At 55.6% G+C, this 16234-nt stretch carries 9 protein-coding genes; 6 read left to right on the top strand and 3 right to left on the bottom strand.

The features are described from left to right. Positions 1 to 273: 273 nt before the first annotated feature. Positions 274 to 2358 (bottom strand): ATP-dependent DNA helicase RecG, encoded by a 2085-nt coding sequence (gene recG, locus ACOSDM_RS08670; RefSeq protein ID WP_420724104.1) that lies wholly within the window; start codon positions 2356 to 2358, stop codon positions 274 to 276. A 195-nt stretch (positions 2359 to 2553) separates the two neighbouring features. Here recG and ACOSDM_RS08665 point away from each other — a divergent pair, with 195 nt between their 5' ends. Next, on the top strand, positions 2554 to 2847 hold the full coding sequence (locus ACOSDM_RS08665; RefSeq protein WP_420724103.1) for a succinate dehydrogenase assembly factor 2: 294 nt from the start codon (positions 2554 to 2556) through the stop codon (positions 2845 to 2847). Then, positions 2844 to 6332, top strand: a complete 3489-nt coding sequence (mfd, locus tag ACOSDM_RS08660) for a transcription-repair coupling factor (protein WP_420724102.1) — start codon at positions 2844 to 2846, stop codon at positions 6330 to 6332. Before ACOSDM_RS08665 ends, mfd begins: the two co-directional genes overlap by 4 nt. Positions 6333 to 6334: 2 nt before the next feature. Here the strand turns inward: mfd and ACOSDM_RS08655 are convergent, their stop codons facing one another. Beyond that, the gene (locus ACOSDM_RS08655; RefSeq protein ID WP_420724101.1) at positions 6335 to 7273 is read right to left on the bottom strand and encodes a fatty acid desaturase; all 939 of its coding nucleotides are present in this window, start codon (positions 7271 to 7273) and stop codon (positions 6335 to 6337) included. 176 nt (positions 7274 to 7449) lie between these two features. Here ACOSDM_RS08655 and ACOSDM_RS08650 point away from each other — a divergent pair, with 176 nt between their 5' ends. The 4 genes from ACOSDM_RS08650 (at position 7450) to dnaE (ending at position 14929) form a co-directional block, all read left to right on the top strand. Next, the gene (locus tag ACOSDM_RS08650; protein WP_420724100.1) at positions 7450 to 8343 is read left to right on the top strand and encodes a helix-turn-helix domain-containing protein; all 894 of its coding nucleotides are present in this window, start codon (positions 7450 to 7452) and stop codon (positions 8341 to 8343) included. A gap of 252 nt (positions 8344 to 8595) precedes the next feature. Next, positions 8596 to 10167 carry an asparagine synthase-related protein gene (locus ACOSDM_RS08645; protein WP_420724099.1) on the top strand — a complete coding sequence of 524 codons (1572 nt, stop codon included), beginning with the start codon at positions 8596 to 8598 and terminating at the stop codon, positions 10165 to 10167. Next, positions 10164 to 11306 carry a glycosyltransferase family 4 protein gene (locus tag ACOSDM_RS08640; RefSeq protein WP_420724098.1) on the top strand — a complete coding sequence of 381 codons (1143 nt, stop codon included), beginning with the start codon at positions 10164 to 10166 and terminating at the stop codon, positions 11304 to 11306. Before ACOSDM_RS08645 ends, ACOSDM_RS08640 begins: the two co-directional genes overlap by 4 nt. 113 nt (positions 11307 to 11419) lie before the next feature. Then, positions 11420 to 14929, top strand: coding sequence for a DNA polymerase III subunit alpha (gene dnaE / locus ACOSDM_RS08635; protein ID WP_420724097.1), 3510 nt, complete (start codon positions 11420 to 11422; stop codon positions 14927 to 14929). 34 nt (positions 14930 to 14963) lie between these two features. Here the strand turns inward: dnaE and ACOSDM_RS08630 are convergent, their stop codons facing one another. Next, positions 14964 to 15629, bottom strand: coding sequence for a DsbA family oxidoreductase (locus ACOSDM_RS08630; protein WP_420724096.1), 666 nt, complete (start codon positions 15627 to 15629; stop codon positions 14964 to 14966). Between the last annotated feature and the right edge of the window lie 605 nt (positions 15630 to 16234).

Genomic DNA, 16234 nt, shown 5'->3' with positions numbered 1-16234 from the left:
CCAAAATTACGCAATCAGATATCGCCGATATCCAAAACGCCCAAAACCAAACGCCCCGAAAATGTCTTGGGTTCAAAACCCCCTTCGAGGTATTTAACGAAGGATCAATAACCGTTGCACTTCAAACATGACTCCACCTACCCGCCTGCGCGGGTATGACGGGGGGTGCTTGCAGAAAGGCACCCTTAGAGGCGCTGCGCTCCTCAGGGTGAGTGCACGTTTTAAAGATCAACCGCCCAGGAACAGCAAACGGGGTTTGCGGAGTCTTATCCGTCAACCCGACTTCAAATTCCCAATCGCGGCGTCTCGTTCAAAGAGGTACAGCAACAGCCGCAAATTCTTGCCGCGCGGGCCGTTGAGTTCGGGGTCTGTTTCCAGAATCAGGCGGGCATCGTCATGGGCGACGCGCATCAGGTCGCCATGCAGGGCGATATCGGCCAAGCGGAATTCGGGTAGGCCGCTTTGCTTGGTGCCCAGGATTTCGCCGGCCCCGCGCAATTCCAGGTCTTTTTCAGCGATCACAAAGCCATCGTCGGTTTCGGACAGGGTGCGCAGGCGCTCTTTCGCGGTTTCGGTCATGTGTTCTGCGCGCAATAAAATACAGGTGGAGGCCGCATCACCCCGCCCGATGCGCCCGCGTAATTGATGTAATTGTGCCAGGCCGAAGCGTTCCGCCTGCTCGATGATCATTACAGAGGCGGCAGGTACGTTTACGCCGACTTCAATCACTGTGGTTGCCACCAGAATATCAGCGGGCCCCTCAATAAACCGCGCCATGGCGGCGTCTTTCTCTTTGCCTTTCATGCGGCCATGCACCAGCGATACGCGGGTTTCCCCAAAACTGTGGCACAGATCGGCATAGCGCCCTTCTGCATTGGCCAAATCACTGGTTTCGGATTCTTCGACCAGGGGGCAGACCCAATAGACCTTGGCCCCTTCCGCCAGTTTCCGGCGCAACCCGTCGACGACATCGGGCAGACGATTGTTTGCAATGACAACGGTTTTGATGGGAATGCGCCCTGGCGGCTTATCGGTCAGGCGAGAGGAATCCAGGTCGCCATAGGCGGTCATGGTCAGGGTGCGGGGAATTGGGGTTGCCGTCATCACCAGCATGTCGGTCCGAATTCCCTTACCCCCCAATGTCAGGCGTTGATGCACGCCGAAGCGATGCTGTTCATCGATCACCGCCAGTTTCAGGTCGCGAAAGGCAACTTCGTCCTGAAACAGCGCATGGGTGCCGATTGCCAATGCGGCGCGCCCCTCTGCAATGGCCGCCAGGATTTCTTTTCGGGCAGCGCCCTTATCCCGCCCGGTCAAGACGACGCATTTCAGGCCCAGCTTGGCAACAATCGGCGCAATCGTTTCAAAATGCTGTCGCGCCAGGATTTCAGTGGGAGCCATCAGGGCGGCCTGACCACCGCATTCCACGGCGTTCAACATTGCCATCAAGGCGACGACGGTCTTGCCGCTGCCAACATCCCCTTGCAAAAGGCGCAGCATGCGTTGGGGTGATTCCATATCCGCAAAAATTTCAGATAAGGCGGTTTCCTGGCTTAAAGTCAGGGTGAAGGGCAGGGCCTTTCGGGCGGCCTCTCGCAGGTTTCCATCGCCTTTTAGAGATTGACCACCCTGACGCTTTGCATTGCGCCGCACGACCGTCAGGGCCAATTGATTCGCCAGCAATTCATCATAGGCCAGCCTTTGGCGCATCTTGGCAAGCGGGGACAGATCGCCGCTGCTGCCGGGCATATGCGCTTGCATCAGGGCGTCGCGCCAGGACAGCCAGCCTTCACGTTTGCGATGTTCCGCATTCAGCCATTCGGGCAGGTCCGGCGCGCGGCTGAGTGCTGCTGCTATTGCTTTGGAAAGTACCTTTGGCGTGATTCCGGCGGTCAGCGGATAGACAGGTTCAATGTCTGGGATTTCATCGGCCTTAACCAGCGGTTGGATATGATCCGGATGGGCCATTTGTTTGATGCCCTGATACAGATCTAACCGCCCGGAAATCAGGCGTTCCTCTCCCTGTGGCAGGATTTGTTCCAGATATTTCTTATCACCGCGAAAGAAGGTCAGGATCAGGGGCCCGGTCACATCCGAACAGTGAATGCGATAGGGGCGGCGCTTGTCGGACGGGGCTTCGTGTTTGCCGACATGCACCTGCAAGGTAACGATTTTTCCCGGTTGTGCGTCTGCGACGGAGGGCCGGTCGCGCCGGTCGATTACTTCGCGGGGCAGATGCCATAACAGGTCCACGACATGCGGTCCCGCCGCTTTTTCCAACAGCAGGGCGATGCGCGGGCCAACGCCTTTCAGGCTGTTTAGCGTCGCAAAAAGGGGGAATAGAATTTCCGGGCGCATACCGATCAACTTTAGAAACGGACTTTGTCCAGGCAGTCTATCGCCTTAGTCGCCCCGCGAAAACAGCGCTGAGGAACAAAATTTCTGTGCCGGGGTTTGCCGTGATCGCATTAGGGCTGTAAAAGCCTCAGCCATGCGCTAAGTCCTATCGGGCTGACCGCAGCCAAACCGTTGTCCAAGAGTTGGGACCTTGCCATGCTTTCCATGAATGATAACAAAATTCCCGCTGATATCCGCCGCAAGAAATTGCGGTTTCGCGCCTGGCATCGCGGGATGAAGGAAATGGATATCATCCTGGGAAACTTTGCGGATAAACGCCTGGATCAGTATCAGGATGAGCAATTGGATGTGTTCGAAGCGCTGCTGCACATCCCCGATCAGGTATTCTATTCCATGCTGGTGCATGGGGCTGAGATCCCGCCAGAGGTTAATGGTCCTATTTTCCAGGATATTTTTCAATTCGCCAAAGATCCATTGGGGTCCCCTTGATATCATTTCGTCCCTTCCTGGAGGGGCTGGGCAAGACGGAGATTGCGGGCGCGCCGGAAGGTGTCGATACGCTGATCCTGGCCCAGGCCGCCACCGAATTTGAAAAGCCGATCCTGGTTGTGATGCGGGATGAGACCCGTATGCGGGCGGCTGCGGATCGACTGAGCTTTATTGCACCGGACCTGCCGCAAATTCTGCTGCCTGCCTGGGATTGCCTGCCATATGATCGGGTATCGCCCAATGCACAAAGCGTTGCGGGGCGGCTGGAGGCCCTGTCCGCTCTGGCGGCAGGGAGACAGGGGGCAACGGTTGTTCTGACCACAATTGCGTCTGTCTTACAGAAGGTCCCGCCTGCAAAATCCTTCCGGGACGCCACCCTGGTGGCAAAACCGGGCACCCGATTTCCGGTTGAGACGATGCAGGCCTTTTACGAACGCAATGGCTATCGCCGCGCAACGACGGTTCGCGAACCCGGTGAATATGCGATCCGGGGCGGGATTGTGGATGTCTTTCCACCGGGAGAGGCCGATCCGCTGCGCCTTGATTTCTTTGGTGATGAGTTAGAGACGATCCGTCGGTTCGATGCCATGAATCAACGCACATTGGGCGAGGCGACCCAGATGATTCTGCGCCCGGTCAGCGAAATCATGCTGGACCGGGAGCATATTGATCGCTTTCGCCAGGCCTATCGCATGTTGTTTGGCGGCGATGCCAGTGGCGATCTGATGTTCGATGCAGTGAGCGAAGGGCGCAGGTCCCCCGGCGTCGAACATTGGTTGCCACTGTTCCACGATCATATGGAGACCATTCCAGACTGGCTGCCCGATTCCCCGATATTTCTGGATGCCCAGGGGGAAGAGGCAATCGAGGCGCGGATTGAGACGATCCGCGATCACTATGCCGCGCGCAAGGAAGAGGAATCCATCCGATCCAAGCGCCGCAGCCCGGATGAGGATGGGGCGGCCCCCTATAAGCCGATCCCGCCCGATATGCTGTATTTCACACAGCATGGCTGGGGGGAGCGGTTGGATCTGGCACAGGTTTTTACCTTCAACCCCTACCCGAAACCGGATGCCGGGCAGGAGGCAACGCTGGATGCCGCTGGCAAAAGGGTGCCGGATTTTGCCGTTGCCCGAAAATCGCCCGATATCGATTTGTTTGAGGCTGTCGCCCAACGTATTGCCGAGGCGACAACAAAGCGCACCCTGATTGCAGCATCGGGGGAGGGCGCGCGGGAACGCCTGAAACTGTTGATCCGCGAAGGGGGCGTCGCCGACCTGAGTGATGCGAAAAGCTGGTCGGATATAGAAACTCTGTCTCCTGGAAAGGCCGCGATTGGCTTGATGCCACTGGATGCGGGCTTTGAAACGGATACGGTTCAAGTGCTCAGCGAACCTGATATTCTGGGGGAACGTCTGGCCCGCCCGGCCCGCCGCCGCCGTAAGGGAGAGGAATTCATCTCCGAGCTGTCGGCCATTGAGGCCGGGGATCTGGTCGTCCATGTCGAACATGGCATCGGGCGTTATGACGGGCTGGAGACGCTGCGTGTTGATGGCGCGCCCCATGATTGCCTGCGCATTCTGTATGCGGGCGATGACCGGCTGTTCCTGCCGGTCGAGAATCTGGAAGTCCTGTCGCGCTATGGCTCGGAAGATTCAGGTGTTCAATTGGACAAGCTGGGCGGGGCCGCCTGGCAGGCCCGCAAGGCGCGGCTGAAGGAACGGGTTCGGGAAATCGCCGAGTCGCTGATGAAGATCGCGGCGGAGCGGGCCTTGCGCAAAGGCGATCCTGTTGTCCCGCAGGAAGGGGCGTATGATGAATTCTGCGCGCGCTTCCCCTTCACCGAAACCGAAGACCAGTTGCGCGCCATTCAGGACGTGTTTGAGGATCTGGGGTCCGGCAAGCCAATGGATCGGCTGGTCTGTGGGGATGTCGGGTTTGGCAAAACAGAGGTTGGGCTGCGTGCCGCCTTCCTGGTCGCCCTGTCCGGCAAACAGGTCGCTGTCGTCGTCCCCACGACCCTTTTGGCCCGTCAGCATTTCCGCAATTTCAAAGAACGCTTTGAAGGATTGCCGGTACGGGTGCGCCAATTGTCCCGCCTTGTGACGGGAAAAGAGGCGGAGGGCGTAAAGGAAGGTCTGGCCGATGGCACAATCGATATTGTCGTTGGCACCCATGCCCTGTTGGCGAAATCCATCAAAATCCGTGATCTGGGCCTGTTGATCGTTGATGAGGAACAGCATTTCGGCGTGCAGCAGAAGGAACGCATGAAGCAATTGCGCGCCAATGTTCATGTGCTGACACTGACCGCGACGCCAATCCCGCGGACCTTGCAGATGGCCCTGGCCGGGGTGCGCGAGATGTCGATCATTGCCAGCCCGCCGGTGGATCGTCTGGCGGTTCGAACCTTTGTTCTGCCCTATGATCCCGTTGTCCTGAGGGAAGCCATCCGCAGAGAACGATATCGCGGCGGTCAGATATTCTATGTCTGCCCAAGGCTGGCCGATATGGACCGCGTGCGGGAGCGTATCCGCGAATTATCACCTGATTCCAATGTCGCTATGGCTCATGGCCGCATGGCCGCGCGCGAATTGGAAGAGGTCATGACAGACTTCGTTGGCGGGAAATATGATATCCTGCTGTCCACCAATATCGTGGAAAGCGGGTTGGACATTCCCAATGCCAACACGATGATCATTCACCGGGCCGATATGTTCGGATTGGCTCAGTTGTATCAATTGCGCGGGCGCATCGGGCGCGGCAAACAGCGGGCTTATTGCTATCTGACCCTGCCGCCGGGCAAGGTCCTGACCGAAACCGCCCGCAAGCGCCTGGATGTCATGCAAACGCTGGACAGTCTGGGGGCGGGCTTCACATTGGCCAGTCATGATCTGGATATTCGTGGTGCCGGTAATCTGGTGGGCGAAGAACAGTCCGGTCACATCAAGGAAGTCGGGGTGGAACTGTACCAGCGCATGCTGGAAGAGGCCGTCGCCGCCGCCCGCGATCATGTCGCTGCAGAAGAGATTGAAGAAACCTGGACACCGACCATCAATGTCGGAATCGCCGTGCTGATCCCAGAGAAATATGTGCCGGACCTGTCGGTGCGCCTGGGCCTGTATCGCCGACTGTCCGATTTGAAAGACACGCGGGAGATTGATCGCTTTGCTGTCGAGATGGTGGACCGCTTTGGTCCCATGCCGGAGGAAGTTGCCAATCTGTTGCAGATTGTGGCGATAAAGCAGGCGTGTAAGGCGGCGGGAATTTCAAAGGTGGATGCCGGGCCAAAAGGCGCGCTGATTTCGTTCCGCAATGATGATTTTGCCAATCCCGGCGGCCTGATCGGCTTTATTCAGAAGATGGCGGGGGCAGCGAAATTGCGGCCGGACCATAAAATGGTGATCATGCGGGCGTGGAGTGATTCTGAAAGGCGTCTGTCAGGTGTGCGCAAGATTGCGGAAGCGTTGGCCCGCGTCGTCGCCTAGCCCTAGTCTGGAAACCGCGGGCTGTCTTTCGCGGTGAAGGCACAGCGGCGCAGGACATCCCAATAGGTGCTGAACCAATGACCCTGCGTCTTGGCAATCCAATAGTCCCGATTGCGATAATAGGTGCCAGGGATCTCGTACCAGGGCAGGGATGGGTGTGTGTGGTGAACGATATGGAAATTATTGTTCAGGAATAACAACTGCATCATCGGGCCGGATTCTACGATGGCACAGCGCGCATCCTGATTGTCGGCTGGCCGGTGTTCCGTGAAGGATCGCACTGTACCCAGGGCCAAACCACCATAAAGGCCCAGCGCCACCTGCCAGACCGGCAGGGCACAGATATCAAACAGCCAATAGGCCAGGGCCAGATTGTTGATCATCAGGATGATCCATGCCCCGATATAGCGGGTATCCCCAGAGGCAAAGCGGCGGATTTCCGACATCCAGAAACGGCTGACCATAACGATGGGACCAATCACCATGCGCCCGATCAGGCTGTTATTGGCGCGCAATAAGGCCTGCATGAAACCGGGCGTCCGCGCCCATTGTTCCGGCGCGATGTAATAGCTTTCCGGATCCAAATTCGGGTGGCTCAGATGATCCGTCTCATGATGCGCAATATGGCTGTCGCGATAGATTTCATAGGGCATCCATGCGATCAGATTGGGCAGAATCAACAAACGGTTGATAAGGTTGCTGCGGGTCGGGTGACCGTGCAGCACTTCATGCATCAAATGACCATTCCAACAGATCAGATAGGCCAGGGCTGGAATTGTGATCCACGGGCTGATTTGGGTCCAGAAGGCTGTTACCGCAAAGAAACCACCATAAACGCCACCCCAGACCAACCATGTTGGCCATTCTGCCAGGGTTGAGCGACCACGGGATTGAACCGGGCTGGGGGCGAGATTGGGAGGGGTTCCTGCCAGGGAGGCCATATACATCCTTGTGCGTGCTGTTGAACTTGTGCGTGTTGTTGAAGCCGAAAGGAATTGTGCAGTGCGGGAACACAGTCTCGTGATTTTCATGTTTTGAAAACGATATACTTGTCATCAATATAGAGCGTATGTTTATATTTACTGGTTAATGGTGATCTTTATAAACAAAGGTATATATGTATAAAGCAACCGATTATCTGACCGGGCGTAACCTGGATCGGCGAGAAACGGTGTCTTCTTTCCGCAAGCGTCTGGAAAGCGCGATGGCGGATGTCGGGATTAATCAGTCGGGTCTGGCCCGCGCCATCGGGGTGGATCGATCCACCCTGTCGCAATTGCTGTCGCGCAGCGCGGACCGCCTGCCGCGCGCCGATACGGTGGCTGCCATGGCAGTTGCCCTGCAGGTCAGCACGGACTGGCTGCTGGGGCTGGCGGAAGAACCGGGACAGGGGGCGGCAATCCTGCGGGAATCCATTGAAATCGCGCGGCCCGACACCTTTGCCGGATCAGATAAATTGCTGGAACAATGGCATACCGATGCGGTGGGATATAAGGTGCGCTATGTGCCGTCCTCGCTGCCGGATCTGGTTAAAACGGATGCGGTTCTGGCCCTGGAATACGCCACCTATCAGGCGAAATCGACGGAGGAAGCAAAGTCGTCTATCCAGAACCGATTGGCCCTATCGCGCATCCCGGAGATGGAGATGGAAATTTGTCTGTCCTGGCAGGTTTTGCGCACTTTTGCGCGGGGACAGGGGGTCTGGGACGAATTTCCAAAAAGCGTGCGGTTGGAGCAATTGGAGTATATGGCGTCCTTGCTCAGTGAGCTGTATCCCCGTGTACGTCTGTTCCTGTTCGACGGGCGCAAGGTGTACGCGGTCCCCTATACGGTGTTCGGCCCCAGACGCGCGGCAATCTTTTTGGGCCAGATGTATTTCGTGTTCAATACACGCGAACATATCCGAACCCTGTCCGACCACTTCGACTCCCTGGTTCGCGCGGCCAAGGTACAAGCCCACGAAATGCCGGGTTACATCCGCAGCTTGATGGCGGAATGTGAGGAGCCTTAATACGACCTCAGATTTGATCAGTCTATGTAATTGAATTTAAATATTTTTTGGTCTGCGGGTTATCGATGTCGAAATCTAATTGGCATTTACTAGACGCGCTTTGTGTTGTACCCCTCTTTAACTTTTTGCATGTCCAAACTCTTGCCAGCATTAGAGGTTTCTAATGGATAAGGTCGCTCTATGAAAGCTCCTGATCTATGCTTGTGCGCCCCGGATTTGTGGCGCTCTAACGAATTCGGATCAGCGTTGCCGATGCAGGTACGCGGCTATCTATATAATAAAGCAACGGTAAGAAATCAGGTAGCCCGGATTGGCTCCCTGACCGAAAAGTCTTTTGGCGATCTCGTTCAATCCATAGACGGTCATTTTGCGCTTGTTTCAATTTCTGATGAGACCGCGTTTGTCGCGGTAGACCGCGTTCGATCAATTCCGATGTTTTATGCGTGGGACGGTCATCGATGGGTCATTTCAGACAACGCCAATGCCTTAATTGACCGGTTCAAATGGGGGAATGAGGATCGTAATCCGGATGCCGCGCGGGCGCTTGCAATGTCTGGATACACGATCGGAAGCGATACCTTGTATCAGCCGCTTAAGACATTAACCCCAGGGCAAGCCGTGATCCTTAAGCCTGACGGCCAGGACCATATCATCCAATATAACAGATATTCTGCGTGGGATGTTGTCGATGTCTCCCAAGAGGATGCTTTGGAGACATTAACCCGGACCACGCTTTCCATTCTGGAAAAGCTTGCACGCTCCGTCGATGGGCGCCCAATTTTCGTTCCTCTCAGCGCTGGCCTGGACTCGCGATTGATCGTATCTGGATTGCGGCATCTGGGCGTTAAGAATGTTAAGTGCTTTTCCTATGGAATTCCGGGCAATCATGAGGCCCAGGCGGGGGAGAAGATTTCCCGTGATCTTGGCTATTCCTGGCGGTTTGTTCCTTACACCATCCCTAAAATGCGCGCATTTTTTGCCTCTGAAGATCACGCAAACTATCTGCAGCATGCCGATACTGGCACTAATGTCCCTTTTGAGCAGGACCTCCCAGCCATTCGCGCGTTGGAAGAGCAGGGGTATCTTTCAAAAGACGGGGTGATCGTGAATGGCAATTCTGGAGATTTCATCTCCGGTGGGCATATTCCCAAAGTATTTGGTCATCTCGCCCCAGACGCCACCAAAGACCAGAATCTCGACCTCGTTATACAGTCGCAGATCCAAAAGCATTATCGGTTGTGGGAAGATTTGGATCAGGACGGTTTCAACGCGCAAATCCGGACGCGCCTTCAAGATCAGGCGCAAGGTCTTCCCCTAGAAACCAGCGGATTGCATGGTGTTTATGAATTTCTTGAACTGGTAAACCGGCAAAGCAAATATGTGATTTCTGGACAGCGGATATATGACTATGCGGGGTATGATTGGCGACTGCCTCTATGGGATACGGAGTATCTTAATTTCTGGCAAGAGATGCCCTACCGGTTCAAGGCAAACCAATCACTGTATAAGGCAATGCTGTTGAAGAATAATTGGGGCAATGTGTGGGGCGACCCATCCTATCATTTCCCTCAAAAAACGGCACCTTCATGGATCAGAGTACCGCGATTTCTTCTTAAAGTGGCCCATGCACCGGTCGGCGCTAAACAGTGGCATAAATTTGAGAAACGGTATCTTACCTATTGGATGGAACCGCTCCAAGCACAAGCTGTTGTACCGTATTCAACAGTGGCAAAAGATCGTCGGGGTGCACGTCACATGGTGTCATGGCATACGGAGAAGTACCTGAACAAAAAGGGCCTCTCCTGGAGGGGAGAGATACAGTGACGGCACCGATACGTTCCGTTCATATTGATATCGAAGGCGGTTTTGGTGGCTCCTCTCGCAGCCTTTTTGAATTGGTCAGTCGCCTTGATCGTGACAAGGTTTGTCCCCTGGTCATCTGTCGTACAAAGGGGCCAATCCAGCAGCGCTATGAAGATATCGGGATCAAGGCAATTCATGTCCCTGAGATCTATTCATTCGCGCCACGGGATCGAAACAACTGGAAGATATTCGCGGTCACGGCGCCACGACTACTGAAGCTGCGCAAGGCCGTTCAGAAAATAGTCCAGGCAACGGTCGAGCATCGGGCACAGATCGTGCATTTGAACTATGAGGGTCTGTTCTTGCTGGGCACCCAGTTGCGGCGGCAGCTGGATCTGCCAATTGTTGGGCATTCCAGAACCAGAATTCCATCGAATCTATGGGGCCGTTGGGAGGCACGAACTTTGGCCGGTTTGGTCTCCCACATGTTTTATATTTCTCCAGAAGAACGCGACGCATTTTTGCATCATGCGCACGTCTCAGGGGACGTCATTTGGAATATCGCGGCAGCCCCACCCCAAAAGCCAACATTCCCGAAAGACCCTGTAGCCGTCTACCTTGGTAATATAGACTATGAAAAAGGGGCAGATCGGCTGATCGATGTGGCAGCGGAACTGGAAAATCAAAAGGCTATGCCGCAGCTGCGCATTGCTGTCTTCGGATCGGCCCGAAGTGGAACCAATTTTCTGGAAGATCTAAGAGACCAGGTCAAGGCGCGTGGATTGACCGATAGAATTGAGTTTAAGGGACACACACCGTACCCCGAACGGGAGCTTCAGTCTGCCCTGTGTCTTTTGCGCGTATCACGGTGGAATGACCCCTGGGGCCGCGATGTTATTGAGGCGACACGCTCTGGCATTCCTGCCCTGGCGACGGGGACTACGAATGCTGTGATTGAGCATCAGAAAACGGGATATTTGTTCGCGGACTTCGATGCCTCACAGATCGCATCAACCATGATTGATTTGGCCACCAATGCGGAAAAGTGGCAGGAAATATCCGATTGCGCGACCCGCAAAGGGGAAGAGATGTTTTCCGGCAAACAACAGGTTGATCGGGTCATGAAGGTTTTCACCGCATTGACCTCTGAGGAGTCGTGACGTCGATCATTTCGACCCAAACCTGAAGTTATCCCCCGGCTTACCCCCAATAAATCCGCTTCGTTCACGACGGTTCCTCATGACAGGGGGAGAATCATTTCTACACTGTGGGTATGACAGATCATGCTCAATTCGTTCATTTGCGTGTCCATTCCGCCTATTCTCTGGCGGAGGGGGCAATCCGTGTTAAAGATTTGGTGAAGCTGTGTGCGGAGCAGAAAATGCCCGCCGTTGCGATCACCGATACCAACAACATGTTTGGTGGTCTGGAATTCGCTCAGGCAGCCTCTGCTGCGGGCGTACAGCCGATTGCAGGCGTGCAGTTGAGCCTGAGACAGGAAGAGCGGGAAGGTGCCGGAACCGGCCTGCAAGGGGGCATTCGCCCACCCCCTGACAAGATCGTGCTGCTGGCACAGGATGAGAGCGGCTATCTGAACCTGATGAAGCTGGTCAGCGCAGCGTATCTGAAAACCACGCCTGGCGAGACGCCCCAAATTGGCATCCCCGACTTGGAAGCCCATTCTCAGGGGTTAATCTTTCTGACTGGGGGCCCGGATGGGCCGGTTGGTCGTTTGCTGGGGGATGGGCAATCGACGGCGGCTGAGGAATGCCTGATTAGATTGGCGGCAATCTTTCCAGGACGTCTGTATGTTGAAATCATGCGCCATCATCTGGTCGAAGAAGACAGGATCGAACCGGAACTGATTGATCTGGCCTATCGCCATGACCTGCCGCTGGTTGCCACAAATGACTGTTATTTCCCGAAAGAGGAAATGTTCGAGGCCCATGACGCTTTATTATGCATTGCCCAAGGGACCGTCATCACCGACCCGAACCGCCGCAAACTGACCGCCCATCACCGTCTGAAAAGTGCGGACGAAATGCGCACCCTGTTTTCCGACCTACCGGAAGCAGTTGATAACACGGTCATTATTGCCCAGCGTTGCGCCTATATGCCTGAAAAGATCAAGCCGCTGCTGCCGGAATATACCAAGCGCGGCGATCGCACGGCGGAAGAGGCATTGCGGGACCTTTCTGTCGCAGGCTTGAAAGTCCGGCTGGAAGAGGAAGTCTTTACACCGGACATGGATGAGGCTTCGCGCATCGCTACAGCCAAACCTTATGAAGAGCGCCTGGATTTCGAATTAGGCGTGATTGGTCAGATGGGCTTTCCTGGTTACTTCCTGATCGTTGCGGATTTTATCCAATGGACCAAGGCACAGGAAATACCGGTTGGGCCGGGCCGTGGGTCCGGGGCGGGGTCGGTCGTTGCCTGGGCGCTGACCATCACGGATTTGGACCCGCTGCGCTATAATCTGCTGTTCGAACGGTTCTTGAATCCCGAACGTGTCTCCATGCCTGACTTTGATATCGATTTCTGTCAGGACCGCCGCGATGAAGTGATCTCGTATGTTCAAAAGGAATATGGCGCGGACAAGGTCGCGCAGATCATAACCTTCGGTAAATTGCAGGCCCGCGCTGTGCTGCGCGATGTCGGGCGGGTGCTGCAAATGCCCTATGGTCAGGTCGACCGCATCTGTAAGTTGGTGCCGAACAATCCGGCCAATCCAGTCACCCTGAGTCAGGCAATCGAGGGGGAACCCCTGTTGCAGGCCCAGATCTATGAGGATGAGGCGGTTGCGCGGCTGGTGAAGATGGCAAAGGCCCTGGAAGGCCTGTATCGCCATGCCTCAACCCATGCTGCTGGGGTGGTGATTGGGGATCGCCCCCTGGATGAGTTGGTCGCGCTGTATCGTGATCCCCGGTCGGAAATCCCCGTCACGCAGTTTAACATGAAACATGTTGAACAGGCTGGATTGGTGAAGTTTGACTTTTTGGGCCTGAAAACCCTGACGGTCATCGACAAGGCTCGCAAGCTTATTGATCAGCGTCCAGACCGCACTGAGCCTTTGGATATCGCTAAAATCCCGCTGGATGACCCGAAAAGCTATGAAATGCTGTGCAAGGGCATCTCAACGGGCGTGTTCCAGTTGGAAAGTTCTGGCATGCGCGATGTCCTGAAAACCCTGAAGCCTGATAGGCTGGAAGATCTGATCGCCGTTGTGGCCCTGTATCGACCGGGCCCGATGGAGAATATCCCCACCTATATCCGCCGCAAGCATGGTCAGGAGAAACCGAAATATCCGCATCCGAAGCTGGAACCGGTTCTGGCCGAAACCTTTGGTATTCCGATCTATCAGGAACAGGTCATGCAGATGGCCCAGGTTCTGTCTGGCTATACGCTGGGCGGCGCTGATTTGCTGCGCCGGGCGATGGGGAAGAAGATTCAGTCGGAAATGGACGAACAGCGCGCCTTATTTGTTTCCGGCGCGAAGGAGCATTCCGATGTTGATGCCCCGAAAGCCAATGAAATCTTTGATTTGATCAATGCTTTCGCTGGATACGGGTTCAACAAGTCCCACGCCGCCGCCTATGCGCTGGTCGCCTATCAGACGGCCTGGTTGAAGGCGAATTATCCGGTTGAGTTTATGGCCGCGTCCATGACGCTGGATATGCACAATACCGATAAGCTGAATGTCTTCCGGGAAGAGATCGCGCGACTGGAAATCGGCCTGTTGCCGCCAGATGTGAACAAATCCGCCGTCGATTTCTCTGTGGAAACAACAGAGGAGGGGGTGCGTTGCGTGCGTTATGCCCTGGCGGCGTTGAAAAATGTCGGGGCTGGCGCAATGGAAGGGGTCATTCGCGCCCGGGAAGAGGGCGGGCCGTTCAAGGATGTCTTTGATTTCGCGGAACGGGTAGAACCCAAGGCGCTGAACAAGCGGTCCGTTGAAAACCTGATCAAGGCGGGGGCTTTTGACAGTCTGGATGGCAATCGCCGTCGGCTCGTCGAGAGCTTGGAGAGTGTATTGGGTCATGGATCGGCCGTGCAGGCGGATAAAGTCAGCGCCCAGGCGGGATTGTTTGGCGGTGAAATGACCACCATAAACCGCCCGAAACTATCCAACGTGCCGGAATGGGGTCCTACAGAGAAGCTGGCCTTTGAACTGGACGCGATTGGCTTTTACATGTCGTCCCACCCATTGGAAGCCTATGCTGCGACATTTGGCAAACTGGGGATCAGCCAATGGGCGGATGTTCAGGCTGGCCGGGTGCGTGTTTCTCAAGGGGTGAAGCTGGCAGGTTTGGTGGGTGCGAAACGGATTATGACGACCAAGCGCGGCTCCAAAATGGCGTTTGTCAGCATGTCAGATGCCAGTGGTAACTTTGAAGTCACGATGTTCCAGGAAACCTTGGGCACAGCGCGGGAGTTGCTGGATTCTGGCCAGCCCCTGATGGTCACGGTGAATATCGATAAAAAGGGGGAGGGCGCGGATGCTGAATTGCGCCTGACCGCCAGTTCCGTCAAATCCCTGGACGAGGAAGCAGCCCAGGCCGCCAAAGGCATGCGCATTGTACTGGATACGCCCGATCCGATTGAGGCCCTGCGCAAAGTGTTTGAGGGGCATGCCAAGCCCGGTCGTGGCCGTATCGAAATCCGCGCCTTAAACACAGAAGAAGGCGATGTCGATTTCACCCTGGACAAGCCCTATCAGGTAAATGCTGCCTTCCGCCAGGCAATCAAATCCATCGCAGGCATTGTTGATGTACAGGATTTGTAAATAGATATTTTTAATAATATCAAATTATTGTGGCTCAACCCTCAACTGAACTCTGACCGGCGGTTTGTTCCTGAACCGCCATGTCCAGCAGGGGCAGGAAGGCTTCGGGTTCCTGAGCGCCGGACAGGGCGTATTTTCCGTCGATGATAAAGCAGGGCACGCCGCCAATGCCAAGGCGTCGGGCGAACACGTCTTCGGCCTGAACTTCATCCTCGTCTTCCCGGCTGTTCAGATATTCCTGCACGGCAGGTCGGTCCAGGCCGACGGCTTGGGCGATATCCAACAGGACGGCAACATCCCCGATATCCTTGCCATCCATGAAATAGGCCTGAAACAGGGCAGGCATCAGGCCATCAGCCTTCTCCACGCCGGGGCGTTGAGCATAACGAATCAGCCGATGGGCATTCAGGGTGCTGGGCGTGCGCGGGATCTTATCGAATTGAAAATCGATACCAACCTGGGCGCCAACGCGCTGAATTTGCCCATAGACTTCGGATGCGCGATCCGCACCGCCAAATTTAGCAGACAGATAGGATTGTCGATCCATTCCGTCACGCGGCATATCCGGATTAAGCTGAAACGCGCGCCAGCGTACAGCAATGGGCAGGTCCGGCCGCGCAGCCAAAGCCTGATCCAGGCGCTTCTTTCCGATATAGCACCAGGGACAGATTGGGTCGGAAAAGACATCAATTGTTATCATGCCATCACTATAAGCAAATCAGGCGGCAGATTCTAGTAACGAAATAGAGGGCACCGTCCAGGACCAATTGCGCCTGTCGTCTATAACTGCACCCTCACCCTGAGGAGCGTAGCGTCTCGAAGGGGGCGCCCACTGTAAGCACCGTACTTACGGAGCATCCTTCGAGACGGCGCTGTCGCGCCTCCTCAGGATGAGAATTTGACGATTTGTGAACCGCGAAGGCGGCTATTCAGGCAGTAGCGCCTGCCGCCCTGGACCCCGGATCAAGTCCGGGGTGACGCTGTCGCCTATAACTGCACACTCACCCTGAGGAGCGTAGCGTCTCGAAGGGGGAGCCCACTGTAAGCACCGTACTTACAGAGCATCCTTCGAGACGGCGCTGTCGCGCCTCCTCAGGGTGAGAATTTGACGATTTGTGAATCGCGAAGGCGGCTATTCAGGCAGTATTACCTGCCGCCCTGGACCTCGTATCGGGTCTGGGGTGACGCTGTCGCCTATAACTGCACACTCACCCTGAGGAGCGTAGCGTCTCGAAGGGGGAGCGCACTGTAAGCACCGTACTTACAGAGCATCCTTTGAGACGGCGCTGTCACGCCTCCTCAGGA

Source organism: Hwanghaeella sp. LZ110, assembly GCF_048892525.1.
Taxonomy (GTDB): domain Bacteria; phylum Pseudomonadota; class Alphaproteobacteria; order UBA8366; family Aestuariispiraceae; genus Pacificispira.
The sequence above is the reverse complement of the archived record's forward strand: the minus strand, read 5'-3'. Positions and strand labels throughout refer to the sequence as shown.

What these genes read in the sequence shown, in the direction of transcription:
- ACOSDM_RS08630 (WP_420724096.1), bottom strand. Translation starts at nt 15,629, where the DNA reads ATGATAACAATTGATGTCTTTTCCGACCCAATCTGTCCCTGGTGCTAT.
- ACOSDM_RS08645 (WP_420724099.1), top strand. Translation starts at nt 8,596, where the DNA reads ATGCAGGTACGCGGCTATCTATATAATAAAGCAACGGTAAGAAATCAG.
- dnaE (WP_420724097.1), top strand. Translation starts at nt 11,420, where the DNA reads ATGACAGATCATGCTCAATTCGTTCATTTGCGTGTCCATTCCGCCTAT.
- recG (WP_420724104.1), bottom strand. Translation starts at nt 2,358, where the DNA reads ATGCGCCCGGAAATTCTATTCCCCCTTTTTGCGACGCTAAACAGCCTG.
- ACOSDM_RS08665 (WP_420724103.1), top strand. Translation starts at nt 2,554, where the DNA reads ATGCTTTCCATGAATGATAACAAAATTCCCGCTGATATCCGCCGCAAG.
- ACOSDM_RS08650 (WP_420724100.1), top strand. Translation starts at nt 7,450, where the DNA reads ATGTATAAAGCAACCGATTATCTGACCGGGCGTAACCTGGATCGGCGA.
- ACOSDM_RS08655 (WP_420724101.1), bottom strand. Translation starts at nt 7,273, where the DNA reads ATGGCCTCCCTGGCAGGAACCCCTCCCAATCTCGCCCCCAGCCCGGTT.